Genomic DNA, 26,420 nt, shown 5'->3' on the forward strand with positions numbered 1-26,420 from the left:
CCCGCGCCGCGAAGATGGCTGACACGGACGTCACGGTGGCCGTGGCCGCGGGCACCGACGAGGTGCTGCGGCATCCGGCGGCGGGGACGCACCTGCTGAACGACCGGGAACGGGGGCGCCTCGCGCGGTTCCGCCGGGAGCCGGCCCGCCGGGACTTCCTCGCCGCGCACGTCCTGGTCCGGTTCTGCGCGGGGTGGCTGCTGGGCGTCGCCCCGGCCGAGGTGCCCTTCGGCCAGCGCTGCCCGACGTGCCGGCGGACCGACCACGGCAGGCCGCTGCTCGCGGGCCGTCCTGACGTGCATCTGAGCCTCTCCCACACCGACGGCGTGGTGGCCGCGGCCGCCGGTCGTGTCCCGGTGGGCATCGACGTGGAGCGGCTGGGGCGCGCCTACGACCCCGGGGTCGTGGACCGTGCGCTCACCGCCGCCGAGCGTGCCCTGGTGAGCGCGGACGCGGACCCCGGCCGCGCCTTCCTGCGTCAATGGGTGCGCAAGGAGGCGCTGATCAAGATCGGCAGGACGGACATGGACGCGCTCGGCCGTCTCGACCTCTCGGAGCTTCCGCTCGACGGCCGGGCCGACGGGGCGCCTGTGCGCTTCGAGGACCTCTACGTCACGGACCTGACGGACACCCGCCTGGGCGCCCTGGTCTCGGCGGTGGCCACCGAACCGGTGCGCCTGGACGCCGCGTTGCCGTCGGCCGCGTTGCCGTCGGCCGCGTTGTCGCTGCCCGGACCGGTCTTCTAGCCCGGTTCGGGGTGACGGGGCTGTCGACCGGGCTCGGGCCCGGTGCCCGCAAAGCCCTCGTCGACCGGTTCGGGCCACGGCCCAGGGGATTGCCGGCGCCGGTCGCCGCGTCGAGCGGGGCGACGCCGGCGTTGCGGTGGTCGGCGGTGTTCCGGTCGCCGCTGCGCCGGCGGTCGTAGAAGTCGATGCTGGGCCGGCGCGTCCGGGGCGGTATCTGCGGATCGAGCGCACCCTTTCACGGCGCAACGGCAGACCTCACTCGATCGTGCCGTCCGGGTGGTCGAGGAAGTCCACGTCCCGCACCCCGACCGCGGGGCGCACCTGCTCCTCGCTGCACATCACGGCGGTGGCCTCCGGGTCCACGGTGACGCTCCCGGCCCCGCCGCGGCCCACCGGGCTGTGGGCGACACACCTGCCCCGCACGGTCCACCCCGCGACCGCGCTCACGGGCCCTGCTCCAGGCCGCCGGGGTACGCGTTCATGTCTGCGCGCCGGCCTGCTGGCGCTCCTCGAAGAACTGGCGCTCCCGGCCCCGCCCCGGCTCACCAGGGTGAACGCGCCCGCGGGCCCCTCCTCCAGGCCGCCGGGATGCGCCGCAACACACAGCACGCGCTGCGTACGGCTCGCTCATGTCACCTCTTCGGGACACGCGCCCGCGTTCATGTCTCCGCGCCGGCCTGCAGCCACTCCTCGAAGAACTGGCGCTCCCGGCCCCGCCGGCGGCCCACCGGAGTGTGGGCGAGCACCTGCCCCGCGCGGTCCATCGGGGTACGCGGCGACCCACAGCACGCGCTACCAGGCCTCCCGCACCGGTGCGTACGGCTCGGACACGCGCCCGGGTTCATGTCTCCGCGGCGGCCTGCAGGCACTCCTCGAAGAAGGCGAACGCGCTCAGGTGGTAGGAGCGTGCGGCCAGGCCGAGGCTGATGTTGTGGCCCGCGCGGGGCTGGTGTCCGATCCGCAGCACGGGTGCCTTGGCCAGCCGGGAGGCCAGATGGGCGAGGTCCTGCTCCTCGTGCACCCACCAGCCCTCGTGCTCGGCGAAGGTCAGCCGCAGCGGGATGTCGATCCGGGGGGCCAGGTCCTCGAACATCTCCGGCCACAGGTCCACTTCGCAGGCCTCACGCTCGGGCATGGGCGCGACCAGGGCCTCGGCCGCGCGGAAGGTCCCCTCCGGATACAGGCTCAGCGGGCCCCAGTTGCGCTCCCAGTCGAGGTTGCGGCGAAGCCGGCGGCCGGTGGGGGCGACGCTGAAACGGTGGCCGACACCGGAGGCGTCGAGGGCGAGCAGACCGGGGGTGTCCGCGACGGTCGTGAGGGCGAGCTTGCCGCCGTAGGAGTGGGCGAGCAGCAGATAGCCCCGCCCGACGGCATGCCGTGCGGCGAAGGCGTCGAGCGCCGCGGAGAGCACGGCGGACTGCTCGCCGAGGGTCATGCCGGCGGGTATCTGCTGAGCGGACCTGCCGTAGCCGGGCCGGTCGAGGGCCAGCACGGTGAAGCCGAGGCGGGCGCCGAGGGTGAGCAGGGACAGGTCGGAGTGGACCTGCCCGTCGAAGTAGCCCGCGAGCATGCCGCCGCCGTGCACGGCGACGACGGTGGCCCGCGGCGGGCCGTCGGGCGGCTCGGCCAGCAGGCCGGACAGAGTGAGGCCCGCGGCCTCGAGGAGGATCGGGCGTACCCCGGCCGAGTGGGTCGGCAGCGGCTTCGTCTTCCGGTCCGTGCTGGACACGCTCATGGGTGGTCCTTGTCGGTCGGCGGTGGGCGGGGCCCGGGCCTCCGGGGCGCCGGCGCAGGCGCCCCGGCGGGAGGGGTCAGGCGAGCTGACGGGCGAAGGTGGCCATGTCGAAGTAGAGCGTCTCGTCGATCAGCACGTCGCCGTCGAAGTGGAAGAAGATCGCCACAGGGGCGTCGACGGTCTTGCCGCGGTTGGGGATGCCGCGCCAGTCCGCCTCCTGCTTGGCGCGGAACTGCGCCTCCACGATCACGGCGGTCGGCGTGTGGTGGACGTGGAACAGGCTGTGGTCGGCGACCGGGAAGGCCTTCTGCAGTTCGGCGAAGTAGCCCTTCTTGATGGCCTCTTCACCGATCAGCGGGGACTCCTCGAACGGGATGACCCGGTAGACGCCGCCGCGCGGGAACGTCGCGATCACTCCGTCGATGTCCCAGGCGCCCTCGGCGACGGTGTGCTCGATGACGACCGCCTCGCGCCGCTTGCGCAGCTCCTCGTCGGGCTGCGGCAGGTCCGCGCCGGGCAGAGTGAACTCGTGCTCCTCGGTGGCCATGGGGACTCCTTGAGACAGTGGCTGGTTCGGTTCGGAAGGTGACGCTAGGCCGCTCCCCTCGCCTGTCCCTCGCGCTCCGCTGGAGCGCGAGCGCCGCTCGTGCGCGGCCCGTGATCGGCGCAGGTCCGACGGCTCCGGACCGGAGGAGAAGCGGAATGAACCGTTCCGACGGGGCAGAGCAGGAATCGAGGGGCGCTGCACCGGCCGGAGTTAGTTTTCCGGCCACGGAAGGGACGGGTGGTCTTCGATGGAGATCCGGATACTGGGATCGATAGAACTGTGGACGGGCAGCGCCCTGGCCGACCTCGGCCCCGCACGGCAACGCAGCATCCTCGGCGCCCTGCTGGTCGATCCCGAGCGGCCGGTGCCGCTGGAGTCCCTCGTCGACCGCGTGTGGGGGGACCGGCCGCCCGCCGGGGTCCGCAACGTCGTCCACACCTACGTCACCCGGCTGCGCCGTGCGCTCGCCCGTGCCTCGGCGGAACTGCCCGAGCCGATCAGCCTGGTCAGGTCGCCGGCCGGCTACCTGGTCTCGACCGATCCCGGCGTGGTGGACCTGGTGCGGTTCCGCCGCCTGCTCAAGGACGCCCAGCAGGAGACCCTCGGCGACCTGGAACGCAGCGTGCTGCTCCAGCAGGCCCTGGCCCTGTGGCGGGGCGATGCCCTGGGCGGCATGCACAGCGACTGGGCGGCCCGGGTCCGGGAGACGCTGCGTCAGCTGCACCACGAGGCACTCAGCCAATGGGCGGACACCGAGATCCGGCTGGAGCGCCCCGCCGCCGTCCTCGCGGAGCTGCGCGCCGCCCTGCTGACCGACCCGCTCTCCGAGCAGCTCGGCGAACGCCTGATGCTCGCCCTGTATCTGGAGGGGCGCAGCGTCGACGCCCTCGAGCACTACCAGTCGATGCGCGAGCTGATCGCCAAGGAACTCGGCACCGATCCCTCGCCGCGAGTGCAGCAGCTCTACGAGACGATCCTGCGCGGCGAGACCGCCGCTCCCGCCCCGATGCCCGAGCGGAGCGCGGAACCGCACGGCGGTGGGACGCCTTCCGTCCCCGCCCGGCCCCCGTCCGCCGTACCGCACATGCTGCCGCTGGACCTCCCCGACTTCACCGGCCGCGAGCGCGAACTCGAGCTGGCCCAGCGGACCCTGACGCACCCCTCGGCCACCCAGCCGCCCGCCGTGCTGGTCGTCGGCGGCGGCGGGGTCGGCAAGACCGCGCTGGCCGTGCGCCTGGGGCACCGGCTCCGGTCCGCCTTCCCGGAGGGGCAGTTGTACGCGGCGCTGCGCGGCAGCGGCGCACGGCCCGCGGATCCGCACGCGGTACTGGGACGGCTGCTGCGCGCGCTCGGGACGGACCCGGACGAGATCCCGGCCGATCCCGACGAGCGCGCCGAGGTCTACCGGCTCGCCCTCACCGGGCGCCGGCTGCTGATCACGCTCGACGACGCCTTCGACGACGAGCAGGTGCAGCCGCTGCTGCCGGGCAGCGGGGACTGTGCGGTGCTGCTCACCAGCAGAGGCCGGCTCAGCACGCCGCTCGGTGCCCGCGTCCTGCACCTGGCCGAACTGCCGCACGGGCACAGTGTGCGGCTCCTGGCCCGGCTGCTGGGCAACGAGCGGATCACCCAGGAGCCGGCCGCGGCCGCCGCGATCGCCCGGTACTGCGGCGGGCTGCCGCTCGCCCTGCGCGCCGCCGCGGTACGGCTCAACGCCCGGCCCCACTGGTCGCTGCGCCGCTACGCGGACCGGCTGAGCGACGAGGGGCGGCGGCTCGACGAGCTGGCGCACAGCTCGCTGAGCGTGCGCGCCAGCTTCACCGCGTCCTACAACGCGCTGCCCGAGGACGCCCGCGAGGTGCTGCGCTGCCTGGCCGACCTGACGGTGTCCGAGTTCGACGCCCGTCTGGCGTGCCCGGTGCTGGGCAAGGACTTCGCCACGATCGAGGACGCCTGCGAGCAGCTGGTGGAGGCCCACTTCCTGACCGTGGCCGAGCCCGCCGTGGCCGACCTGCCCACCCGCTACCGGCTGGACGGCCTGCAGCGCAGCTTCGCGGCCGGACTCAGGACGGGCCGCCCCGAGGAGGCGCCCGAGGCCGTCCAGCCCTCCGCCTAGGTCCTTGCGGGGGCGTCCGTCCAGGGCTCGTCGCGCACCGCCCGGGACCCGTCACCACGCCCGGTTCATGGGCGTCGGCCTGGGATTACACCCCCGGTCAAGAGCCGCTCCAGTCCCGTCAAGACGCGCTCAAGGCCTGCGCCCATCCCCGTGTCCGAGGGTTGCTGCGAAGGCCCCGAAGCGACAGGGCAGGACAGAGAGGGACCGCAATGGCTCTTCCGGACGCTCCCCAGGCCGTGCTGCCTGACGACGAGATCGCCCCTGGGATCACGACGAAGGCACCGGTACGCACCGCGACGCTGACGGATCTGACCGACGAGCTCACCGCCCGCCGGGCCGAGGCCCACTTCGGTCACGACCCGGAGGCCGACGCGCGCCATCTCTCCAAGGGCAAGCTGCTGGCCCGTCAGCGCATCGACATGCTGCTCGACCCGGGCACGTTCACCGAACTCGGCCTGTTCGCCGAGCACCGGGCGACGGGCTTCGGCATGGAGGACTCCCACCCCGAGGGCGACGGAGTGATCACGGGCTGGGGCGAGGTCGACGGCCGTACGGTCTTCGTCTTCGCCCATGACGCCCGGGTACGCGGCGGCGCGCTGGGCGCGACGTTCGCCGCGAAGATCCACCAGCTCCTCGACCTCGCCGACTCCGTCGGCGCCCCGGTCATCGGACTCAACGACGGCGGCGGCGCCCGCATCCAGGAGGGCATCGACGCCCTGGCGGGCTTCGGCAAGCTCTTCGCCCGCAACGTCCGCGCCTCGGGCGTGGTGCCGCAGATCAGCGTCGTGCTCGGTTCCTGCGCGGGTGGCGCGGTCTACTCCCCCGCGCTCACCGACTACACGTTCATGGTCGAGGGCATGGCCAACATGTTCATCACCGGGCCCGACGTGGTGCAGGCCGTGACCGGCGAGAAGATCACGCAGGAGGAGCTCGGCGGCGCCTACACGCACGGCACGCGAACCGGCGTGGCGAGCTTCGTGGCCCCGGACGAGGAGTCCTGCTTCGAGGGCGTCAGGGAACTGCTCTCCTACCTGCCGTCGAACAACGCCGAGATGCCGCCGTACACGAGGCCCCTGGACGAACCGGACCGGCGCTGCGAGGAGCTGCTGCGCCTGGTGCCGGTCGACGACCGCACGCCGTACGACATCAGGACGGTCATCGGCCACATCGTCGACGACGGCGACTACCTGGAGGTCCAGGAGAGCTGGGCGCCGAACATCGTGTGCGCCCTGGCCCGCCTGGACGGCCACACGGTGGGCATCGTCGGCAACCAGCCCGCCGCCATGGCGGGGGTGCTCGACATCGACTCCTCGGAGAAGGCCGCACGGTTCGTGCGCACCTGCGACGCGTTCAACATCCCGCTCGTGACGCTGGTCGACGTGCCGGGGTTCATGCCGGGGACCGACCAGGAGCACAACGCGATCATCCGGCGCGGCGCGAAGCTGCTGTACGCGTACTGCGAGGCGACGGTGCCGCGCGTGCAGGTCATCCTGCGCAAGGCGTTCGGCGGCGCGTACATCGTCATGGACTCCAAGTCGATCGGCTCCGACCTGTCGTTCGCCTGGCCGTCCAACCAGACGGCCGTGATGGGCGCCGACGGCGCGGCCAACATCATCTTCCGCCGGCAGATCAACGCGGCGGCGGAATCGGACAAGGAGAAGGTGCGCCGCGATCTGGTCGCCGAGTACACCGAGCAGCTGATGAACCCCTTCGTCGCCGCCCGGCGCGGTCATGTGGACGACGTCATCGACCCGGCGGACACCCGGCGGGTGCTGATCAAGTCCCTGGACATGCTGCGCACCAAGCGGGCCAGGCAGCCGCTGCGCAAGCACGGAAACGAGCCGCTGTGAGCACGCCACCGGCCACCCCGCTGTCGGTGCTGCGGGGCAACCCGACACCGGAGGAACTGGCCGCGCTGCTGGTCGTGCTCACCGCGGTGCTCCGTGCCCCCGACCCGCAGCAGACGCCGCAGGCCGCCCGTCGCGGCTGGGGCGGGCCCACCGCCTGGAACCGTCCCGAGCCGGCCACCGCACCCGACGCGGCCGGCTGGCAGCGCACCCCCGCACCGACCCACGGAAGGAGTACCTGATGACCGGTCGGACCGGCTTCGACAGCCACGGCACGCAGCCCGGCTGCCTGGCCATGTTCCCCGGACAGGGCTCGCAACGGCCCGGCATGGCCGCGCACCTGCTGGAGACCTACCCCTCGGCCCGGCGGCTGTTCGCCCGTGCCGACGAGATCCTGGGCCTGCCGCTGTCGCAGATCTGCGTGAGCGGAAGCGCCGCGGAACTCGCCCGCACCGAGATCACCCAGCCCGCGATCGCCACGACCAGCCTCGCCGTGTGGGAAGTGCTGCGGACGGCCGGCTACCGGCCCGAGGCGACCGCGGGCCACAGCCTGGGCGAGTACCCGGCTCTGGTGGCCGCGGGGGTGCTGTCCCTGGAATCGGCCCTGGAACTGGTGCAGTTGCGGGGCCGGCTGATGGGCGAGGTCGCCGACGAGGTGCCCGGCGCGATGGCGGCCGTCCTCGGCCTGCCCGCGGACAAGGTGCTGGCCGCCTGCGAGAGCGCCGACGGCTTCGGCCTGGTCCAGGTCGCGAACTACAACGAGCCGCTGCAGACCGTCATCTCGGGACACGTCCGCGCCGTCGAGGAGGCCGGCCGGGTCGCGCTGGACGCCGGCGCCGAGCGGGTCGTGCCGCTGAAGGTGAGCGCCCCCTTCCACTGCTCGCTGATGCAGGCGGTGGAGGAGGAGTTCACCGAGGCGCTCGCCGCCCGGCCGTTCGCCGATCCCCTCCTGCCGGTGATCAGCTCGGTCTCCGGCACCTACGTCCGCTCGGGCGAGGAGGCCAGGCAACTGCTGCGGCGCCAGCTCACCGGTCCCGTCCGCTGGGTCGAGGTGCTGCGCACGGCCGCACGGCACCCGGTGAGCGCGTACACCGAGATCGGCCCCGGCCGGGTGCTCAGCGGGCTCGCCCGCCAGACGCTCGACGAGGTCCACACCCGCTCCAGCGGGGATCCGCGCCGCCTGACGGCGCTCCACTCCTCCCTGACCTCGGACGCCTGGCAGGAGCCGTTGGCGTCCTGACGCCCCGGCAGCCGCCGGCCGGCCGCACCATCCCGGACCGTCCATCAGCAACAACTGTTCACGAAGGGTAAGAACACATGTCGTACCAGGAGAAAGACTTCTCCGCCATCGTCCAGGACGCCGTCGCCGACGCGCTGGGCATCGACATCGAGGAGGTCGTGCCCGAGGCCACCCTGCTGGGCGACCTGGACGCCGAGTCCATAGACCTGCTCGACGTCCTGTTCCGCATCGAGCGGGCCTCGGACGTGAAGATCAAGGTCGCGGACATCGCCGAACTGCTCCAGGGCGGCATCCCCGACGAGGAGTTCGCCGACGAGGACGACATCATCAACGAGGTCGGCCTGGCGCAGCTGAAGAAGTCCCTGCCGCAGATCGACGTGCAGGAACTGGCCGGCAAGCTCACGGCGGACGAGGTACTGACCCTGTTCACCGTGCAGAACCTGACGGACCTGGTGGCCGAGCGTGCCTCACTCGCAGCAGCCGCTGCGTGAGCCGGGCGCGGGGCGGTCACCCGGCCCCCCGGACCCACCGCAGCTGCGGGTGCGGACCGGCGTGGACCTGGCCGAGGTGGGCCGGGTCGAGGAGCTGATGGCCTCGCAACCCGGGCTGCGCGAGCGGGTGTTCACCCCCCGCGAGCTGGCCTACTGCGACCGCCGCAGACGGACCGGGGAACACCTCGCGGGCCGCTGGGCCGTCAAGGAGGCCGTCATCAAATGCCTCGGGACCGGGATGACCCCGCACATGGAGTGGACGGACATCGAGGTCGTCAACGACCGCGGTGGACGCCCCCGGGTACGGCTGCACGGCGAGGTGGAGGCCGTCGCCCAGGACCTCGGCATGCACCACATCGACATCTCCCTGAGCCACAGCGGAGGTCTCGCCGTGGCCCAGGCCGTCCTGGTGTGCCTGGCCGACCCGCCCGGCACGGCCCCCGGCTCCGGGCCGCCCACCCGCACGACGCCGGACACGGCACCCCACAGCACACACACGGCAGAAGGAGACGATCCGCATGAGGCTTGACGGCCGGACCCCGCAGCTCGGCCTGGGGCGGTCCACGACCGAGGGAGGCCGATGATGCGGTCCCACCTGACCGACCGCACCGGCAGCCGGCGGGTGCCGGGGACGGAGGCGCTGCGATGAACCGCAGAGTGGTCGTCACCGGCATGGGCGCCGTCACGCCGCTCGGCAACGACGCCGAGAGCACCTGGCAGGGCCTGGCCGAAGGACGCAGCGGGGTCGGGCAGTTGACCTCGATCGACACCACCGGACACGACGTGACCATCGCCGGCGAGGTCAAGGACTTCGACCTCGCCGACGCCGTGCCCGCCTGGGTCGGCCTGCGCCGTCTGCTGCGGCCGGGCACCTTCGGCGTGGGCGCGGCCTGGGAGGCGCTGCGCAACGCGGGTGTCGGCAAGGACACCTACGACGGCGCGGACATGGGCGTGTCCATGGGTGGCAGCGTGGACCGCCCGGACCTGCAGTGGCTGGTGGACGTCGGGGCGCTGCGCGAGGAGACCGGCCGCAGCGACGCGTTCTTCCCGTACGCGCCCTCGGACTCGCTGTCCTACAGCCAGAGCATCCCCACCGCCGCGATGGCCAGGATGCTGGACGCGACCGGCCCGATGCTGGGCGTGTCCACCGCCTGCTCGGGCTCGGCGCACGCCATCGGAGAGGCCTTCCGCACCCTTCAGGAGGGTGACGCGCAGCTCATGCTCGCGGGCGGCTACGACTCGCTGACGTCCTGGCTCGACCTGGTGGGCTTCAGCCTGCTGGGGGCGCTCACCAAGGAGTACAACGACGACCCGACCCGGGCCAGCCGCCCCTTCGACGGCAAGCGGTCCGGGTTCGTCCTCGGGGAGGGCGGCGTCGCCTTCGTCCTGGAGGACCTGGAGGCGGCCCGCGCCCGCGGGGCGCACATCTTCGCCGAGATCCTGGGCTACGGCACCAGCCTCAACGCCTGGCGGGTCACCGACTCGCCGCCGGACGGCAGCGGGGCCATCGAGTCCATGCAGGCCGCGATCGCGGACGCCGGTCTCGAACCGTCCGACATCGACTACGTCGCGGCACACGGCACCAGCACCCACGGGAACGACCTGTCGGAGACCACGGCGATCAAGAAGGTGTTCGGCGACCACGCCTACCGGCTGCTGGTCAGCTCGCCCAAGTCGATGGCCGGTCACCTCACCTCGGCGGGTGCCGCGCTCAGCGTGTTCGCCGCGATCGGGGCGATCAACCACGGTCTCGTGCCGCCGACCATCAACCAGGAGACCCCCGACCGCAAGCTCGACCTCGACTTCGTCCCCAACACGGCGCGCAAGCACGACGTGCGGCACGCCCTCATCAACGCCTTCGCCTTCGGCGGCACCAACGTCGGGCTGGTCGTGGGGCGTTACGAGAACGAAGGCGCCGAAACGGAGGAACAGCGATGAGCGGCACCGGACGTCAGGTCGTCGTCAGCGGCATCGGCCTGCTGACCGCCCTGGGGGAAGGCCCCGAGGCCAACTGGAAGGCGATGGTGGCGGGCGAGTGCGGGATCGGCCCGATCCGTGCCTACGACCCGTCGCCGCTGCAGACCCGGCTGGGCGGCGAGATAGCCGGCTTCGACGCCACCCGGTTCGCCAGCAGGCGCCAGCTGCGCACCATCAACCGCGGCGACCGCCTCGCGCTGGCCGCCGCCCGGCTCGCCCTCGACGACGCGGGCCTGCCGCACAACCAGGCCGGGGGCGAGGAGCTCGGCCACCGGGCCGGCCTCTACCTGGGGGGCAACAAGTCGATCGGCCGCATGGACCAGCTGATCGAGGAGCTGAAGGTCATCCGCCGCCCGGACGGCCGGGCCGACCTGGCGCACCTCGGCCGGCACGCGGACGTCATCATGCCGCCGCTGTTCTTCGTCGAAGGCCTGCAGCCCGGCGCGGTGTTCAACATCTCGCAGACGTACGGCATCCGGGGCGCCAGCGCGTTCTTCGCGGGCGGCGCGGACGCGGGGGCCACCGCGATCGGCCGGGGCATGCGCGCGGTGCGCCGCGGGGACGCGGACGTGGTGATCGCGGGCGGCTACGAGGACGCCACCGACTGGTGGGCGATGACGCTGCTCGACCGGCTCGGCGTGCTCACCACGCGCAACGACCGCGGTCAGGCGGCGTACCGGCCCTTCGACCGGGAGCGCAGCGGAGCGGTCCCCGGCGAGGGTGCCGCGCTGCTGGTGCTGGAGGAGAAGCAGGCCGCGCTGCGCCGCGGCGCCCGCATCTACGCCGAGCTGACCGGCTACGGCGCCGGCCACGACTGCGGTACGCCGCCGGCGCCGGACGCCCAGGGCCGGGGCCTGTCGCGGGCGGTGCGGCACGCGCTGCGCGACGCCCGGCTGTCCGCCGGCGACCTCGGCTACATCGCCGCCGACGGCTCGGGCACCCGGCTCGGTGACGCCTCGGAGAGCGCGGGACTGCGCACCGCGCTGGGCGCGGCCGCCGCGTCCGTGCCGGTGAGCACCGTGAAGCCGCAGACGGGTCACCTCGTCGGCGGTGGCGGTGCGCTGAACGCCGCCGTGTGCGCGCTGGCCCTGCACCACGGGGCGCTGCCCGCGACGCTCAACCTCGACGACCCCGACCCGGTGTGCGCACTGGACCATGTCCGCGGCAGCGCGCGGGAGGCCAGGCCCGCACACGCGATGGCGCTGGCCCGGGGCATCGAGGGCCAGGCCGTGGCCCTCAGCCTGTCCAGGCCCGCGTGAGCGGCCGGACCGGCCTGTCCGGAAAGGGAAGCAGACGCATGAGTGACGTTCCTGAGCAGGCCGTCCGCGTCGTGATCGCCGGCGTGGGCGCGATCACCTCGCAGGGCGGTTCTGCCGAAGCCCTGTGGGACGGGGTGCGCGCGGGACGGGTCGCGATCTCGCCCGTGCGCGGCCTGCCCATGGACGGCTACCAGACCGCCGTGGGCGGCGAGATCACCGAACACCCCCTGCCCGCCTACGACTACGCCCCGGGCTCCGGCGTCCGCGACTCCTCCGTGGACTTCGCGCTGACCGCCGCCGAGGAGGCCATGGCCGCCTCGGGCCTGACGGTCGGCACGGACGTCCCGGCCGAACGCTGGGGCGTCGCGTACGGCACCTGCCACGGCGGCTGGCGCAGCGCCGAACTCGCCCTGCGCGAGGTGCAGGAGGGCCGCACTCCCGACTGGCACCGGTACACCTTCGTACCGCCGCAGGCCGCCGCGGAGGCGCTGTCTGCCGCCTTCGGGCTCAAGGGCCCGGTGCTCAGCGCCAATACGGCCTGCGCCTCCAGCGCGCACGCGCTCGCCCACGCCCTGGACGTGATCAGGGCGGGCCGCGCGGACGCGATGCTCGTGGGCGGCAGCGACGCCTTCACCGAGTCGGCGTTCGCCGGGTTCAGCAGTCTGGAGTCGCTCTCCGTGCAGCCCGCGGCCCCTTACTCCAAGGGCCGGTCGGGCCTGTCGCTGGGCGAGGGCGGCGGCATGCTCGTGCTGCTGTCGCAGGCGGCGGCCGAGCGGACCGGCGCCCCGGTCCTCGCCGAGGTGCTGGGCTACGGCCTGTCCGCGGACGGCCACCACCCGACGGCGCCGCACCCCGAGGGGGAGGGCGCGGCGCGGGCGATCCGCGCGGCCCTGGCCTCCTCGGGCCTGACCCCCGACGACGTCCGGTACGTCAACGGGCACGGCACCGGCACGCAGAAGAACGACTCGGCGGAGAGCAACGCGGTGCGTGCCGCGTTCGGCGACGCCGCCGAGAAGACCTCGCTGTCCAGCACCAAGTCGCTGATCGGTCATCTGCTCGGCGGGGCCGGGGCGGTGGAGGGCATCGTCACGGTGCTGGCGCTGCGCGACCAGGTGGCGCCGCCCACCGCCTCCTTCGCCGGGGTGGATCCGAGTTGCGGTCTCGACCCGGTGGCGGGCACGGGCCGCCCGATGGTGCTGGACACCGCGCTGTCCAACAACTTCGGGTTCGCCGGGGCCAACGCCACGGTCGCCTTCGGCCGCCCCGGCGGCCCCGGTGTGCCTACCGCCGACTCCGCTCCCGACGACATCGTGGTCACCGGGTTCGGTGTGATCACCTCGGCGGGCGAGGGCGCCGAGGCGCTCTGGGACGCGTACGCGGCCGGGCGGCGGCAGGGTGTTGCCGAGGACGGACTGCGCCTGGCCCGGGTCGAGTTCGATCCCGCGGCCGCGGGCACCGCCCGGGAGCGCCGGCGCATGGACCGGGTCTCCCAGCTCGCCGTCGCCGCCTGCCGGGCCGCCCTGGGACACGCGGACGCGCACGACGACGCGGCTGCCATGGCCGCGACCGGCGTGGTGCTCGGCACCGGGATCGGTCCGATGGAGAGCAGCGAGCGGTTCACCGCCCCGGTGCTGTCCGCGGGCGCGCAGGCCGCGAACCCGGCCGTGTTCCCGGCCACCGTGTACAACGGTGCGGCCGGTCAGGTCGCCATGGCCCTCGGTACCAAGGGACCGACGTCGACGCTGACGTCGGGCCACGCGGCGGGCGCCGCCGCCCTGGGCGTCGCGTACGACATGCTGCGCACCGGTCGCGCCGAGCGCCTGCTGGTGCCCGCGGTGGAGGCCTTCTCGCCGGGCGCGCTGGACGCGTACCGCTCCATTCCGCTGTTCGGTACGGCGGCCGGGCGCCGGTACACGCTCGCCGAGGCCGGCATCACGCTGGTGCTGGAGCGCCGGGAGAGCGCCGAGCGGCGCGGTGCCCCGATCCACGCCGTGGTCCTGGGCCACGCGACCGCCTCGGACGCCTGCGGCATCGGCCGCTGGGACCCGTCGGGCGAGGGCGTGGAGCGGGCGATGCGCGCGGCGCTGGACGGCGCCGGGCTGCGCCCCGGGCACGTCGCGGCCGTCTGGGCGAACGCGGCGGGTCTCGCCGCCGCCGACCGTCCCGAACGGGCCGCCGTGGAGCGGGTGTTCGACCTGGACCGGGTGCGGTTCGAGACCCCCAAGCGGGTGCTCGGCGAGCCGGCCGGCGCGGGTGCCCACCTGTCGGCGGTCCTCGCCGTCGGCGCCTGGCGCGACGGCCGCGCACGCCGCCCCGTCGTGGTCAACAGCTCGTCCCTCGGCGGCACCCACACCTCGCTCGTCCTTGCCCCCACCCCCCTGCACGGAACGGAGTCCGGCCGATGACCACCGCGTACGACGTGAAGATCCTCTCCACCGGCGGCTATGTGCCCGGTGATCCGCTGGACAACGCCGCGCTGGAGAAGTTCGTCGGGCCGCTGCCGGACGACGTCCTCGACGGCATCCAGGTCAAGACCCGGTACTGGATGATCGACCCGGCCACGGGCGAGCACGTGATCAACAACAGCCGGATGGCCGAGCGCGCCTCCCGGCAGGCCCTTGAGCGGGCCGGGGTGGAGCCCGAAGAGGTCGACCTGATCGTGGTCTGCACGGCGACGCCGGAGTACACGCTGCCCAATGTCGCCACCACCCTGCAGCACTACCTGGGCCTGGAGAGCATCGCCGCGATCGAGATCCGCGGCGCCTGCGCGGGCTGGGTGCAGGCACTCGACCTGGCCAGGCGGCAGCTGTCCGACGGGACGGCGCGCACCGCTCTCGTGGTGGGCAGCGAGTCCGTCTCGCCGCTGATGGCGCCGCTCTTCCTGGACAAGGATCCGGCGCGCGTGCGGATGCGGGACCGGCTGACGCTGTACACGTTCGGCGACGGCGCGGGGGCCGTGGTGCTGCGGGCCGAGCCCGTGGCGGACTCCACCGGCGCTCAGGCGGACGCGTCCACCTTCGTCAATGCCTGTGTGGGCGGCCTGCGCAAGCCGGGGATGGAGATCATCGGCGGCGGTACGGACGTGTCGCAGGCGGAGCAGCTGCGCCGCCGCCAGCTGATCCAGATGAAGATCGACGTGCCGGGCACCTCGTCCTTCGGACCGCAGGTGTTCGTCCGCGCGATCCAGGAGCTGACGCGCAAGGAGGGCCGCCCGCTCGAGGAGTTCGACGCGATCGTGCTGCCGGAGGGCAACGCCGACTACTTCGCCGGCGAGTACGAGAGCGCCGGTCTGTCCGCCGAGGAGAACCAGGCGCTCACCGGGCGGATCGTGGAGAACCTGGCCGATGTGGGGGCCACCGGTTCCGCCGCGGTGCCGCTGTCGCTGGACGCGGGCTGGACCTCGGGGCGCATCCGCCCGGGCCACCGCGTCGTGCTGCTCGGCATCGAGGCCAGCCGGTACGTCTACACCGGCCTCTCGGTGACCTGGCAGGCGCCGTTCCCGGCCTGAACGGTCCCCCGCAAGCCACCACGGCCCCCACAGCCCTCGCCCAGACATCAGAAGCAACACGTGATTCCAAGGAGACACGTCGCAATGGCAATCGGACACCGCACGCTGGGAAAGCCCGGCCTTGACGTCTCCGCCCAGGGGCTCGGCTGCATGGGCATGACAATCGGCTACGGGGAAGCGGACGAGACGGAAGCACTCGCCACCATCCACCGGGCGCTGGAGCTCGGCGTCACCCTGCTCGACACCGCCGACATGTACGGCCCGTACGCCAACGAGGAACTGATCGGCCGCGCCGTCGCCGGGCGCCGCGACGAGGTCGTGCTCTCCTCCAAGGTGGGCAGCGAGATCGACAACGGCCGCCTGACGTGGCGGGTCAACAACCGCCCCGAGTACATCCGCCGGTCGATCGAGGGCACCCTGCGCCGCCTGGGCACCGACCACCTCGACCTCTACTACCTGCACCGGGTCGACCCCGAGGTCCCCGTGGAGGAGTCCTTCGGCGCGCTCGCCGAACTCGTCGAGGCCGGACTCGTCCGGCACCTGGGGATCTCCGAGGCGGGACCGCAGACCATCCGGCGCGCCCACGCGGTGCACCCGCTGACCGCCGTACAGACCGAGTACTCGCTGTTCACCCGCGACGTCGAGGTCAACGGCGTGCTGGAGACCACGCGTGAGCTGGGCATCGGCTTCGTGGCCTACAGCCCGCTCGGCCGCGGCTTCCTGACCGGCACCATCCGCGGCACCTCAGACATCCCCGACGGCGGCTTCGACTTCCGGCGCATCGCGCCCCGCTTCGAGGACGACAACATCCGCCGGAACCTGCCCGTGGTCGACCAGCTCGGCGACCTCGCCGCCGCGGCCGACACCACCGTCACCCGCCTGGCGCTCGCCTGGGTGCTCTCCCGTGGCCAGGACGTGGTCGCCATCCCCGGCACCAAGCGCCGCACCTACCTGGAGGAGAACGTCTCCGCGAGCGACCTGCGGCTCACCGACGACGTCCTGGCGGCGATCGACTCCATCGCCCCGTACGGCATCACGGCCGGCGAGCGCTACCCGGCCGCCGAGATGCCCCAGCTGAACCGCTGACGCCCGTTCGCACGCAAGCCATCCGCCCCGACTCCCCGGAGAAGGACATGTCCCAGGAATCACCCCGGCCCATCCGCCGGGCCCTCATCGCCGGCGGCGGGCTCGGCGGTCTCGCCACCGCGCTGGCCCTCCAGCAGCAGGGCATCGAGTCCGTCGTCTTCGAGCGCGCGCCCGAACTGCGCGACGGCGGCGCGGGACTGCACATCTTCACCAACGGCATGCTCGCCCTGGCCCACCTCGGGCTCGCCGAGCAGGTCACCAGGATCGCCCCGATCCAGTCCGTGTGCCGCTTCGCGACCTCGACCGGCCGGAGCATCGGCACCTACCCGGTGGGCGAGTTCATCGAGCGCTACGGGCAGCCCACGGTCGCCATCGGCCGCTCCGACCTGCACGGCATCCTGCGCGACGCCGTCGACGCGCCCCTCGTCACCGGCGCCGAGGTCACCGGGTTCACCGAGCACGCCGACGGGGTGACCCTGCACTTCGCCGACGGCACCTCCGAGGACGGGGACCTGTTGATCGGCGCCGACGGCGTCCACTCCGCCGTACGCGCCGGACTGCTCGGCCCCCAGCCGCCCGACTACACCGGCTACATCGCCTGGCGCGGTCACGCGAAGATGACCCCCGAGGAGTTCGAACCCGGCAGCTTCCAGGCCCTGTTCGGCCCCGGGACCCGCTTCACGTACTACGACATCGCCCCCGGCGTCGTGCACTGGATGAGCGTCGCCAACGGCCCCGCGGGCGGCCGCGACGAGGGCACGCCCGAGCAGACCCTGGACATGCTGCGTGCCCGGCACGCCGGCTGGGTCGACCCGGTGCAGCGGATCCTCGACGCCACCGTGCCGGAGAGCATCATCCGCAGCGACGTGGTGGACCGCAAGCCCGACCCGGTCTGGGGACGGGGCCGGGTCACCCTGCTCGGCGACGCCGCGCACGCCGTCAGCTTCAACATCGGGCAGGGCGCCTGCCTGGCCGTCGAGGACGCCCTCGTGCTGGCCGAACACCTCGCCGCGCCCGGTGCCACCGTCACCGAGGCGCTGCGCGGCTACGAGGCCGAGCGGCAGCGGCGCACCCGGCCGATGCAGCTGCTCGCCCACCGCATCGGCGTGATGGGCGCGTTGCAGAACCCGGCCGCCATCTGGCTCCGCGACCGGGTGCTGAAACTCGGCTGGGCCCGCACCTTGCGCACCACGGAACAGGAACACGTCGCCTATGCCACGCGGTGGGCCTCGAACGCCGCCACCGCGGCGTGAGCGCTCGTGGACGCACGATGATGAGAGGACTGCTGCTGTGACCACTGCGACCACCACGGACCCCGCGCTGACGGCGTGGGAGAGCACAGAGGAACGCAACAAGGCGACCATCCGGCGCGTCTTCGCCGAGTTCGTCAACCGGGGCGACTTCTCGGTCGCGGACGAGCTCTACCGGCCCGACGTCGTCGACCACGAGGGCCTGCCCGGGGCGCCCGAGGGCCTCGAGGGCGTGAAGTACACCATCGCCGGACTGCGTGAGGCGTTCCCCGACTTCCACGTCACCATCGAGGACATCAGCGCACACGACGACATGGTCGTCATCCACAACACCTGGCGCGGCACCCACCTCGGCGACCTGCTGGGCGTCGCGCCCACCGGCCGCTCGTTCGTCTCCGTCGGCATCGTCATCTGGCGGTTCGACGAGGAGGGCAGGATCGCCGAGCGCTGGGCGCACGGGGTGGCGTCCAACCTGTTCTCCGCACTCGGCATGCGGATGCTGGCGCCCCGCAAGGGCGGCCGGCGCAGCGAGAAGGGCAGCCAGTCCGTGGTGCGCACCGTGCCGCTGCGCAACGGCAAGCCCATGGCCTGGCACCGGCTCACCCAGGAGCTGCAGGGGCCGCGCCTGCGCGAGTACGAGGCCTCCCGGCGGCGGCTGGGCATCACCCACGAGGTGCTGCGCATCGACCCGCGGCCGAACCGGGACTACGTGATCGTGGAGTTCGAGACCGCGGACCCGGAGCGGACCAGGAAGCGCTGGACGGAGTCGAAGCACCCCTTCGACCTGTGGCTGCGCGAGCAGATCCTCGACATCCACGGCGAGGACCCCTGGGCCGGACCCGCCAGTCCCTGCGAGTCCATCGGCCTCACCTGGACGGCGCCGCAGGGGCTCGTCCCGGACCGCCCCGACGGGTCCCGCTGAGCGGGGCACGGTCCGCCGACCGCTGTTCGAGCCGTTTTCCAGAGCCGGTCGGCAGACTGGGCGCGCCCGCAGGGCATCCGGACCGACGGGTCCGCGCCGTACATCCCCCGGCGGCGCGGGCCCGTCGCAGCTGTTGCCCCCCCGGCCCGGCGTCAGCGCACGAGCGCCTCGATGTCCGGGACGAGGTCCGCGGGCTGCGGCATGCGGGCGATGGTCAGGCCCAGACGGGCCGCCTGGGGCAGCACACGGCCGCCGTTGACCAGTTCGGCGATGTGGAAGCGCAGCCGCAGCATGCTGGGGTCGCCCGCCAGCTCGTCCTCGGAGAGACAACGGCCGATGCCGGCCTCCTCCAGGCGCTCCCCGGCCCGCCGCTCGTTCTCCCCCGCGGGCAGCACCAGCTGGGAGATGCCGAACCGGGCCGCCGCGTACACGACGCCCTCGTCGCCGCCGTGCACTACGGCGGCGCAGCCGGGCAGCAGCAGGCTCCAGGGGTGGTCGTCGCCGGTCAGTACGAGAAGTTGCAGTCCGAGGCTCTCGACGCCCTCGGCGACCCGCTGGAAGAGCCGCGCGCGGCGCCGGTCCTGCGGCCGGGTCCCGGCCGGCACCCCGATGACGCAGACGCGCGGGATCAGCGCAGGACCCGTGAGCCGGGGCACCGGCTTCCCCGGCAGTTCGTAGGCGTCGCAGCGCACCTGCCAGGCGCCGGGCTCCGGCCGCTCCCGCAGCGGCGGCGGGCAGGGGTCGATCCAGACGGTCGGCCGCGGCGACAACGGCGGGTGGGCGTACGGGAGATAGCCGATGGTGGGCACCCCGGACATGGCCGCCATGGCGGTCGAGTCGGGGCACAGCGGATCGTGGACCACCAGGTCGGGCCGCCAGGCCCGGCCGAACTGCTCCGGCCCGGCGAGGACCGGTACGAGTCCGGCCCGGGCCACACGGTGGCGGGCCCGGGCCGGACAGCAGAAGCGGACCTCGTTGCCGGCCGCCTGGACCGCCCTGGCGAGCAGGACGAGTCGCAGCACGGCCGGCATGCCGAGGCCTCCTGAGAACAGCACGCGCACGGTTCCTCCTTGCGGAGTCACCCGGTGAAGCGGTCGAGCACCCGCCCGGTCCCGGGGTCGATGTCCAGCGCCGGATCGCCGCCGAGCACGGCCCGTTGCAGACGCTGCAGACGCTGCGAGGGTTCGATGCCCAGCTCCTTCACCAGGTGGCCGCGCAGGTTCTGGAAGACCTCCAGAGCGGCGGAGGCGCGCCCCGCCCGGTAGAAGGCCACCATGGACTGGGCGTGCAGACCCTCGTGGAACGGGTGCCGGGCGGTCAGCGCCGTGAGTTCGGTGAGCAGTTCGGCGTGGCGGCCGAGCCGCAGTTCGACGTCGTTGCGCCGCTCCAGCACCCCGAGGCGGCTCTCCTCCAGGCGCATCGCCTCGATCTCGAGCAGCGGCCCGGTGCGCACGTCGACCAGGGCGGGGCCCCGCCAGAGGCCGAGGGCCTGCCGGAAGAGATCCGCGGCCTTCTGGTTGTCGCCGCGGTCGTAGGCGCGCTGACCGAGGGAGGACAGCCGGTCGTACTCGTGTACGTCGATGCTGCCGGGCTCCGCGTGCAGGAGGTATCCCCCCTGCCGGGTCAGCAGCACTTCCTTGGAGCCACCGGGTTCGCCCTGCAGCGCTTTGTCCATGCAGCGCCGGAGCTGGAGGATGTACGTCTGCAGCGTGGTGAGCGCGCTGCGCGGCGGGGCGTCGCCCCAGATCTCCTCCATCAGCGCGGACACCGGCAGGACCTGGTTGGCGTAGATGGCGAGCAGTGTCAGGATCTGCCGCGGCTTCGCCGCTGTGGGCAGTATCGAAACGCCCCTCAGCTCGGCGTCCAAAGACCCCAGAACGAAGATTCGCATGCGGCCCCCCTTGTCTCTGTCGTAGGACCTCGAACCTCCCATGCGGCCCGCTCGACGGACAGTGCGTCACTCCCCCTCTGCCAGGTGTTTTCGTCCTGCTCGGGGTGTGACCGATTCATGCCCGTCCGCGGGACGGGCCGCCCGGCCGGCCGAAAGGGTCCCGGACATGGCGGAGGCACCGCGTGTCCCGCACGGCACGCGGTGCCTCCGGTCCGGCAGGGGGGAGCCGGACACTCGGTGATTTCAGTCGATGGCGCTCAACGAACGGCCGTACAGAGCGAGGCAGTCCTCGTAGGTCGGCAGGATCCCTCTGGCGAGCGCCTCCTGCGCGGTGGGCGCGGCCAGGTCCTCGTCGGTCATCACCGGCGCGTCGGTGAGTCCCCAGGGCAGCGCGAGAGCCGGGTCGAGTGCGCTGACCGTGTAGGCGGCGCCCTCCGTGTGCGGCCGGGAGCTGTGACAGGCGACGACCGTGTCGTCCTGGAGGGCGAGCCAGGCGTGGCCGAAACCCTCCGGGACGAACACCCCGCACGCGTTGCGGTGGTCCAGCCAGACCGTCTCGTACCGGCCGTAGTCCGGGGACCCGACGCGCAGGTCCACCACGACGTGGACGGCGGCGCCCCGCACACAGCCGAACAGCCTGGCACGGCCGTCCGGGCCCGCGGTGCCGTGGATGCCGCGCAGGACCCGGCGCCGCGCGACCGACAGATCGCTGTACCGGATCGCGAAGGGCCGTCCGATCGCTTCCTCGAGGTAGTCCTGGCGGAACGCCTCGTAGCGGACCACGACGTCGTCCTCGACGGACCGGGGCGAGACCAGGAACACGTCCGGAAGGGCGAGTTCGCTGATCTCCAGGCTGCGCAAGTCCATGCCGACGACGGTAGGCGCCGCTGCTCAAGACCGGCTGGAGCGCCGCGGGCGCCGTCCGCGTCCCCGTCTCAAGGCTTGCTCCAGCCGTAGGCGATCGGGGTGCAGGAGGGTCGTGGTTCCGACCCCCGCGCACGAGCCCACGCGAAGGAGCCTGTCCATGACGATCACCGCGACCTCAGGGGTGACCTCCGAGACGACCGCGGACCTCGCCCTGCGCTTCGCCCTGTCCGCGCAGGCACACGACAGCGCCATCACGCCCAACGCCGAGTTCCGGGCCTGGTTCACCGCCCAGCGCCGCGCCAAGCGCTACGACGTACGGCGCATCCCGTTCTCCGGGCTCGCCGGATGGCACTTCGAGGACGACACCGGCAACCTCGTGCACCAGAGCGGGCGGTTCTTCTCGATCGAGGGGCTGCACGTGCGCACCTCCTGGAACGGGCAGGAGAGCAGCTGGACCCAGCCGATCATCAACCAGCCCGAGATCGGCATCCTGGGCATCGTGGTCAAGGAGTTCGACGGCGTCCTGCACTGCCTGATGCAGGCCAAGATGGAGCCGGGCAACATCGACACGGTGCAGCTGTCGCCGACCGTCCAGGCCACCCGCAGCAATTACACGGGGGTGCACGGGGGTTCGGCGGTCCGCTACCTCGAGTACTTCGTGCCGCCGCGCCAGGGCGGCCGGGGCAGCCGGGTGCTGTTCGACTCGCTGCAGTCGGAGCAGGGCGCCTGGTTCCTGCGCAAGCGCAACCGGAACGTGGTCGTGGAGGCGGTCGGCGAGGTGCCCGGGCACGAGGACTTCGTGTGGCTGACCCTCGGGCAGCTGTACGGACTGCTGCACGAGGACAACGTGCTGAACATGGACGCCCGCACCGTGCTGTCGCAGATCCCCTCGTTCGTCGGCGGCGGGCCTGCGCTGCACTCGCTGCAGGAGGTCCTGGGCCGGCTCACCGAGGTGAAGTCACGACGCGAACTGGTCCAGCGCTCCATACCGTTGGCGGAGGTCTCCCACTGGCGGCGCACCGACGACGAGATCGCCCACGAGTCCGGACATCACTTCACGCTGCTCGCCGCGGACATACGAGCCACCAACCGTGAGGTGACCCACTGGTCCCAGCCGCTGCTCGCCCCCGCCGAGCAGGGCCTGGCCGCGTTCCTGGTGCGCCGTGTCGCCGGCGTGCCGCATCTGCTGGCGCACGCCAGGTCGGAGGCCGGGGTGCTGAACGTGGCGGAGCTCGCGCCGACGGTGCAGTGCCAGCCGGGCCGCGCGCGGTCGCTGCCGGCCGAGGCCCGGCCGCGCTATCTGGACCTGGTCCTCGGCACGCCGCGGGAACGGATCCTGTTCGACTCGGTGCAGTCCGAGGAGGGCGGCCGCTTCCACCATGCCGACACCCGCTACGTGCTGGTGGAGGTCGGCGACGAGTTCCCGCTCGAGGTGCCGGAGGAGTTCATCTGGATGACCGAGGAACAGCTCGGCGGCCTGCTGCTGCACGGCAACTACGTGAACATCGAGGCGCGCACCCTGCTCACCGCCCTGCGCGCGACCGGGGCGGTACGGGGAGAGCTCGCACTGTAGCCGCACGGTCGGGCGCGCCGGCCCTCCGCCGGTCCGCCCGACCACGCCGGCCACGTCGTCCCGACGACAGGGCCTAGGACTGCGCGACGGTCGCCGGGTCGACGCCCAGCTGCCGGAAGATGTCGCCCATGTCCAGCTGGTCCCAGTGCTCGGCGAGCAGCCCGTCCTCCACCCTCCAGATGTCGATGGACTGGAAGCTCACGGTGCGCCCGGTCGCCGGTATGCCGAGGAAGGTGCCCTGGTGGGTCGCGGTGTACTCGAAGCGGCCGGCCACCCTGTCCCCTTCCGCGACGATGTCGTGCGCCACGGCCTTCATGTCGGGGAAGGCGGTGAACACCTCGGTCCAGAAGGCCTGGTTGGCCTCGATGCCGTCGGCCACCACCGGGTTGTGGTCGATGTGGCCGGGCGCCGTGTGCTCCGGCATGGTGCTGACGTCATGGCTGTTGATCATGTCGACGAAGTGCTGGATCAGAGCGTGGTGGCTCTTCGGCATGGTGGCCTCTTTCGGCTGGGTCGGAGAAGAACGGTCGGTCAGAGCATCGCCACATGCGGTCGAGCCGCCCTGGAGCTGGGCAGAATCCCGTCCCGTACGCACCGCGCCCCGAGCTCACCTGACGAGCGCGGGGCGCGGTGCGTACCGGGGCCGGTCAGCGGACGAACTCGGGGAACCTCGCGACCGTCTCGGCCGGCTCGGGCATGGCCGCCATCTCGCGGGCGATACGACGGGCGGCCTCCCGGTGGGCACCGTCGCTCAGCAGGGTGCGCATCTCGGCCTCCACCGCCTCGGCGGACACATCCGGGGCAAGCAGCAGGCTGCCCGCCCCGGAGTCACGCACCGCGGCCGCCTTGTCGGGGCCGTCGTCCCCCGAATGCGGCAGGACCAGCGCGGGCAGCCCCGCGGCCAGCGAGGCCAGCGTGGTGCCGTCGCCGCCATGGTGGATGACGGCGGTGGCGTACCGCAGCGCCTCGGCCTGCGGCACCCAGGGAAGCACGACGACCCGGTCCGGCAGCTCGCCCAGCGCGGCCGGGTCCACCACGGGGCCCGTCGCCACGAGGACCCGCACATCCAGGGGCAGCAGGCCCTCGATCGCGGTGCGCAGCAGCTCCGCGGAGCCGAGCACGGTGCCGAGGCTGAGATAGATCAGCGGGCCCTCGCCCTGGGTGACACGCGCGGGCAGTTCGCCCGGTTCGGTGAAGGGGACGGACCGCTGCGGGATCCGCTCGACACCCGAGGCCAGGAAGTCCTGGTTCTGCAGGGCGGGAGGGCAGATGTCGATGTACGGGTTGCCCAGAGTCCGGCTCTGGCCGATCTTGTCGGCCACCCCCAGGTCGCTCGCCGTGGCGTACAGCTCCTGCTGGATCATCGGGTCCAGGGTGGCGTCGTAGGAGACCCGGCCGATGCCGTGGCACACGGCCGGCACGCCCGCCGCCACGGCCGCGAAGGCCGCGCCCACGTCGGTGATCTCGTACACGACCAGGTCGGGCCGGACCGAGTCGAGGACAGGGGCGAGGTCCGCGGCCACGCTGCGCGGCAGCACCGAGCCGAACGCCTTCACGCCCAGGGCCGCCAGTACCTCGGGCGGAACGTCATTGGCCTGTACGTCACCGCCGTTGGCCTCCAGGAAGGCCTGGCCGCCGGCCGCCTCGATGAACGCCTCGGGGACGGTGAGCGCTGCGGCGACCGGCCGCAGGCCCGCCTTCTCGAGGATCGGGTGGAACGGCTCACTGGTGGCGAACCAGACCTCGTGCCCGGCTTCCTGTGCCGCCCGGGCGAGCGGCACCAGGGGGAATATGTGTCCGTAGTTTCCGAGGCTTGCGAAGAGAACCCTCATGTCGTGCACGGCCTTTCTGCCGGTGGCGTGATGGCGGATGGTGGTGGGGCGGTGACGGGGTCGCCGCGGCCTGTGAGGTGTCAGCGGCTGGCCGCCGGGGTCGGTTCGGCCGTGTCCCGGACCGGTTCGGCACTGTGCTGTTTCGCCACGCCGTCGGGCGGGGTGGCGAAGAGCATCACGACCGCGCCGAGTGCCACGGCCGCCGCACCGACCCACAGGGCGGGCACGAAGCCGTCGACGAAGTTCCGGCTCGAGGCGTATCCGCCGTTGTGGCTGAAGACGCCGGCGAGCAGGGCCACGCCGAGCGCCGCGCCCAGTTCCTGGGTGGCCGACGTCGCGCCGGAGGCGATGCCCTGCTCGGAGACGGCGACGGAGCTCATCGTCAGGTTGAGGAGCGGGGCGAAGAAGCAGGCGACGCCCACGCCGCCCAGGAGAAAGCCGGGCAGTTGCCCGACGTAGGACACGTCCGGGCTCATCACCAGCGCCCAGTAGGCGAACGCGGCCGCCATCAGCGCGAGTCCGAAGGCCACCACGGGCCGTCCGCCGATCCGGTCCGACAGGATGCCCGCGACGGGCGCCACCAGCAGCGGCATCGCCGTCCACGCCAGCATCCGCACGCCCGCCTCCGTCGGCGGCATGTGCTGGATGGTCTGCATGAACTGCGTGATGAGGAAGACCACGCCGTACATGCCGACGGACATCAGCAGACCGCCGGCGTTGACGGCGCTGAAGGCCCGGTTGCGGAACATGCCCATGGGCAGCATCGGCGCGCTGCTGCGCCGCTCCCACAGGACGAACGCGGCAAGCACCACGGCGCCGGCCGCCAGGGAGCCCACGACCTGCGGGGCGCCCCAGCCTCCGTTGCCGCCCGCCCGGATCAGGCCGTAGACGAGGCCGAGGATGCCGAGGCTGGCCAGGAGCGTGCCCTGAACGTCCAGGCGGTTGTTGGGCCCACGGCTCTCGGCCAGGCCGCGCCAGGCGGCCGGGGCGAGCAGCAGGCCCACCGGCACGTTGATCCAGAAGACCCACTGCCAGGACATGTGTTCCACCACGACGCCGCCGACCAGCGGGCCGCCCGCGATGGCCAGTCCGTTGAGCGCACCGTAGATCCCGAGGGCGGCGCCCCGCTTCTCGGCGGGCACCGCGTGGGTGAGCAGGGTGAGGGAGAGCGGCATGATGACGGCGGCACCGGCGCCCTGGACCGCGCGGGCGGCGATCAGCTCACCGATGCCCGGTGCCACGGCGGCCGCGGCCGATGCCGCCGTGAACAGCAGCAGACCTGCGACGAACACCCGGCGGCGGCCGAACCGGTCGCCGAGAGCGGCACCGGTCAACATCAGCACGGCGAACGTCAGCGTGTAGGCGTTCACCGTCCATTCCAGTTGCTCCAGGCTGCCACCGAGCTTCTCCCTGATGGTGGGCAGCGCGGTGACGACCACCAGATTGTCGAGCCCCGCCATGAAGGCGATCAGGCCCGTGATCAGCGTGGCTGCGCCCGGCGACTTCCCCGCCCCGGCCGCACCGCCGCCGACG

The 26,420-nt window shown here is 72.9% G+C and carries 24 protein-coding genes; 15 read left to right on the forward strand and 9 right to left on the reverse strand.

The window, feature by feature from the left end:
• Positions 1–14: 14 nt before the first annotated feature.
• A complete protein-coding gene (locus tag FB563_RS41415; RefSeq protein WP_055705646.1) occupies positions 15–746 on the forward strand; it encodes a 4'-phosphopantetheinyl transferase family protein in 732 nt (243 codons plus the stop codon).
• Positions 747–1,001: 255 nt separating this feature from the next.
• Here the strand turns inward: FB563_RS41415 and FB563_RS41420 are convergent, their stop codons facing one another.
• The 3 genes from FB563_RS41420 to FB563_RS41430 form a co-directional block, all read right to left on the reverse strand.
• The gene (locus FB563_RS41420; RefSeq protein ID WP_055705647.1) at positions 1,002–1,193 is read right to left on the reverse strand and encodes a hypothetical protein; all 192 of its coding nucleotides are present in this window, start codon (positions 1,191–1,193) and stop codon (positions 1,002–1,004) included.
• A gap of 394 nt (positions 1,194–1,587) precedes the next feature.
• Positions 1,588–2,481 carry an alpha/beta hydrolase family protein gene (locus FB563_RS41425; RefSeq protein WP_055705648.1) on the reverse strand — a complete coding sequence of 298 codons (894 nt, stop codon included), beginning with the start codon at positions 2,479–2,481 and terminating at the stop codon, positions 1,588–1,590.
• 76 nt (positions 2,482–2,557) lie between these two features.
• On the reverse strand, positions 2,558–3,028 hold the full coding sequence (locus FB563_RS41430; protein WP_055705649.1) for a nuclear transport factor 2 family protein: 471 nt from the start codon (positions 3,026–3,028) through the stop codon (positions 2,558–2,560).
• Positions 3,029–3,275: 247 nt separating this feature from the next.
• Between FB563_RS41430 and FB563_RS41435 the strand changes: the two genes are divergently transcribed.
• From FB563_RS41435 to FB563_RS41495, 13 genes are all read left to right on the forward strand, one after another.
• Positions 3,276–5,144, forward strand: a complete 1,869-nt coding sequence (locus FB563_RS41435) for an AfsR/SARP family transcriptional regulator (RefSeq protein WP_055705650.1) — start codon at positions 3,276–3,278, stop codon at positions 5,142–5,144.
• 209 nt (positions 5,145–5,353) lie between these two features.
• Positions 5,354–6,994 carry an acyl-CoA carboxylase subunit beta gene (locus tag FB563_RS41440; protein ID WP_055705651.1) on the forward strand — a complete coding sequence of 547 codons (1,641 nt, stop codon included), beginning with the start codon at positions 5,354–5,356 and terminating at the stop codon, positions 6,992–6,994.
• The gene (locus tag FB563_RS41445; protein WP_055705652.1) at positions 6,991–7,233 is read left to right on the forward strand and encodes an acyl-CoA carboxylase subunit epsilon; all 243 of its coding nucleotides are present in this window, start codon (positions 6,991–6,993) and stop codon (positions 7,231–7,233) included. The genes FB563_RS41440 and FB563_RS41445 overlap by 4 nt, the downstream gene beginning before the upstream one ends.
• Positions 7,233–8,231 (forward strand): ACP S-malonyltransferase, encoded by a 999-nt coding sequence (gene fabD / locus FB563_RS41450; protein WP_199832782.1) that lies wholly within the window; start codon positions 7,233–7,235, stop codon positions 8,229–8,231. The genes FB563_RS41445 and fabD overlap by 1 nt, the downstream gene beginning before the upstream one ends.
• 77 nt (positions 8,232–8,308) lie before the next feature.
• The gene (locus FB563_RS41455; RefSeq protein WP_055705653.1) at positions 8,309–8,722 is read left to right on the forward strand and encodes an acyl carrier protein; all 414 of its coding nucleotides are present in this window, start codon (positions 8,309–8,311) and stop codon (positions 8,720–8,722) included.
• Positions 8,694–9,251 carry a holo-ACP synthase gene (gene acpS, locus FB563_RS41460; RefSeq protein WP_199832783.1) on the forward strand — a complete coding sequence of 186 codons (558 nt, stop codon included), beginning with the start codon at positions 8,694–8,696 and terminating at the stop codon, positions 9,249–9,251. The genes FB563_RS41455 and acpS overlap by 29 nt, the downstream gene beginning before the upstream one ends.
• Before the next feature lie 116 nt (positions 9,252–9,367).
• Positions 9,368–10,660, forward strand: a complete 1,293-nt coding sequence (locus FB563_RS41465; protein ID WP_055705654.1) for a beta-ketoacyl-[acyl-carrier-protein] synthase family protein — start codon at positions 9,368–9,370, stop codon at positions 10,658–10,660.
• Positions 10,657–11,958, forward strand: coding sequence for a beta-ketoacyl-[acyl-carrier-protein] synthase family protein (locus FB563_RS41470; RefSeq protein ID WP_055705655.1), 1,302 nt, complete (start codon positions 10,657–10,659; stop codon positions 11,956–11,958). Before FB563_RS41465 ends, FB563_RS41470 begins: the two co-directional genes overlap by 4 nt.
• 38 nt (positions 11,959–11,996) lie before the next feature.
• Complete coding sequence (locus tag FB563_RS41475) at positions 11,997–14,363, forward strand: beta-ketoacyl-[acyl-carrier-protein] synthase family protein (RefSeq protein ID WP_079048713.1); 2,367 nt, start codon at positions 11,997–11,999, stop codon at positions 14,361–14,363.
• The gene (locus FB563_RS41480; RefSeq protein WP_199832784.1) at positions 14,360–15,466 is read left to right on the forward strand and encodes a 3-oxoacyl-ACP synthase III family protein; all 1,107 of its coding nucleotides are present in this window, start codon (positions 14,360–14,362) and stop codon (positions 15,464–15,466) included. The genes FB563_RS41475 and FB563_RS41480 overlap by 4 nt, the downstream gene beginning before the upstream one ends.
• Before the next feature lie 84 nt (positions 15,467–15,550).
• A complete protein-coding gene (locus tag FB563_RS41485) occupies positions 15,551–16,552 on the forward strand; it encodes an aldo/keto reductase (RefSeq protein WP_055705656.1) in 1,002 nt (333 codons plus the stop codon).
• Between the two features lie 47 nt (positions 16,553–16,599).
• Entirely contained in the window at positions 16,600–17,805 is a 1,206-nt protein-coding gene (locus FB563_RS41490; RefSeq protein WP_055705657.1) for an FAD-dependent monooxygenase, read from the forward strand.
• Positions 17,806–17,842: 37 nt separating this feature from the next.
• On the forward strand, positions 17,843–18,724 hold the full coding sequence (locus tag FB563_RS41495; protein WP_234357703.1) for an ester cyclase: 882 nt from the start codon (positions 17,843–17,845) through the stop codon (positions 18,722–18,724).
• Positions 18,725–18,876: 152 nt separating this feature from the next.
• Here FB563_RS41495 and FB563_RS41500 read toward each other — a convergent pair whose 3' ends face one another.
• The 3 genes from FB563_RS41500 to FB563_RS41510 form a co-directional block, all read right to left on the reverse strand.
• A complete protein-coding gene (locus tag FB563_RS41500; protein WP_142219281.1) occupies positions 18,877–19,779 on the reverse strand; it encodes a glycosyltransferase in 903 nt (300 codons plus the stop codon).
• Positions 19,780–19,802: 23 nt separating this feature from the next.
• Positions 19,803–20,615, reverse strand: coding sequence for an AfsR/SARP family transcriptional regulator (locus FB563_RS41505; RefSeq protein ID WP_055705659.1), 813 nt, complete (start codon positions 20,613–20,615; stop codon positions 19,803–19,805).
• A 243-nt stretch (positions 20,616–20,858) separates the two neighbouring features.
• Positions 20,859–21,482, reverse strand: a complete 624-nt coding sequence (locus FB563_RS41510; RefSeq protein ID WP_055705660.1) for a dTDP-4-dehydrorhamnose 3,5-epimerase family protein — start codon at positions 21,480–21,482, stop codon at positions 20,859–20,861.
• A 157-nt stretch (positions 21,483–21,639) separates the two neighbouring features.
• Here FB563_RS41510 and FB563_RS41515 point away from each other — a divergent pair, with 157 nt between their 5' ends.
• Positions 21,640–23,055: an NDP-hexose 2,3-dehydratase family protein gene (locus FB563_RS41515; RefSeq protein WP_055705661.1), complete on the forward strand. Its 1,416-nt coding sequence runs from the start codon at positions 21,640–21,642 to the stop codon at positions 23,053–23,055.
• A gap of 73 nt (positions 23,056–23,128) precedes the next feature.
• On the opposite strand, the gene FB563_RS41520 is transcribed toward FB563_RS41515, so the two are convergent.
• From FB563_RS41520 to FB563_RS41530, 3 genes are all read right to left on the reverse strand, one after another.
• Complete coding sequence (locus FB563_RS41520) at positions 23,129–23,548, reverse strand: ester cyclase (RefSeq protein ID WP_055705662.1); 420 nt, start codon at positions 23,546–23,548, stop codon at positions 23,129–23,131.
• Positions 23,549–23,702: 154 nt separating this feature from the next.
• Positions 23,703–24,836, reverse strand: a complete 1,134-nt coding sequence (locus FB563_RS41525) for a glycosyltransferase (protein WP_244329078.1) — start codon at positions 24,834–24,836, stop codon at positions 23,703–23,705.
• 131 nt (positions 24,837–24,967) lie between these two features.
• The gene (locus FB563_RS41530) at positions 24,968–26,347 is read right to left on the reverse strand and encodes an MFS transporter (protein WP_234357704.1); all 1,380 of its coding nucleotides are present in this window, start codon (positions 26,345–26,347) and stop codon (positions 24,968–24,970) included.
• Positions 26,348–26,420: the final 73 nt, after the last annotated feature.

This window comes from Streptomyces puniciscabiei, assembly GCF_006715785.1.
In the GTDB taxonomy this organism is placed as follows: Bacteria; Actinomycetota; Actinomycetes; order Streptomycetales; family Streptomycetaceae; genus Streptomyces; species Streptomyces puniciscabiei.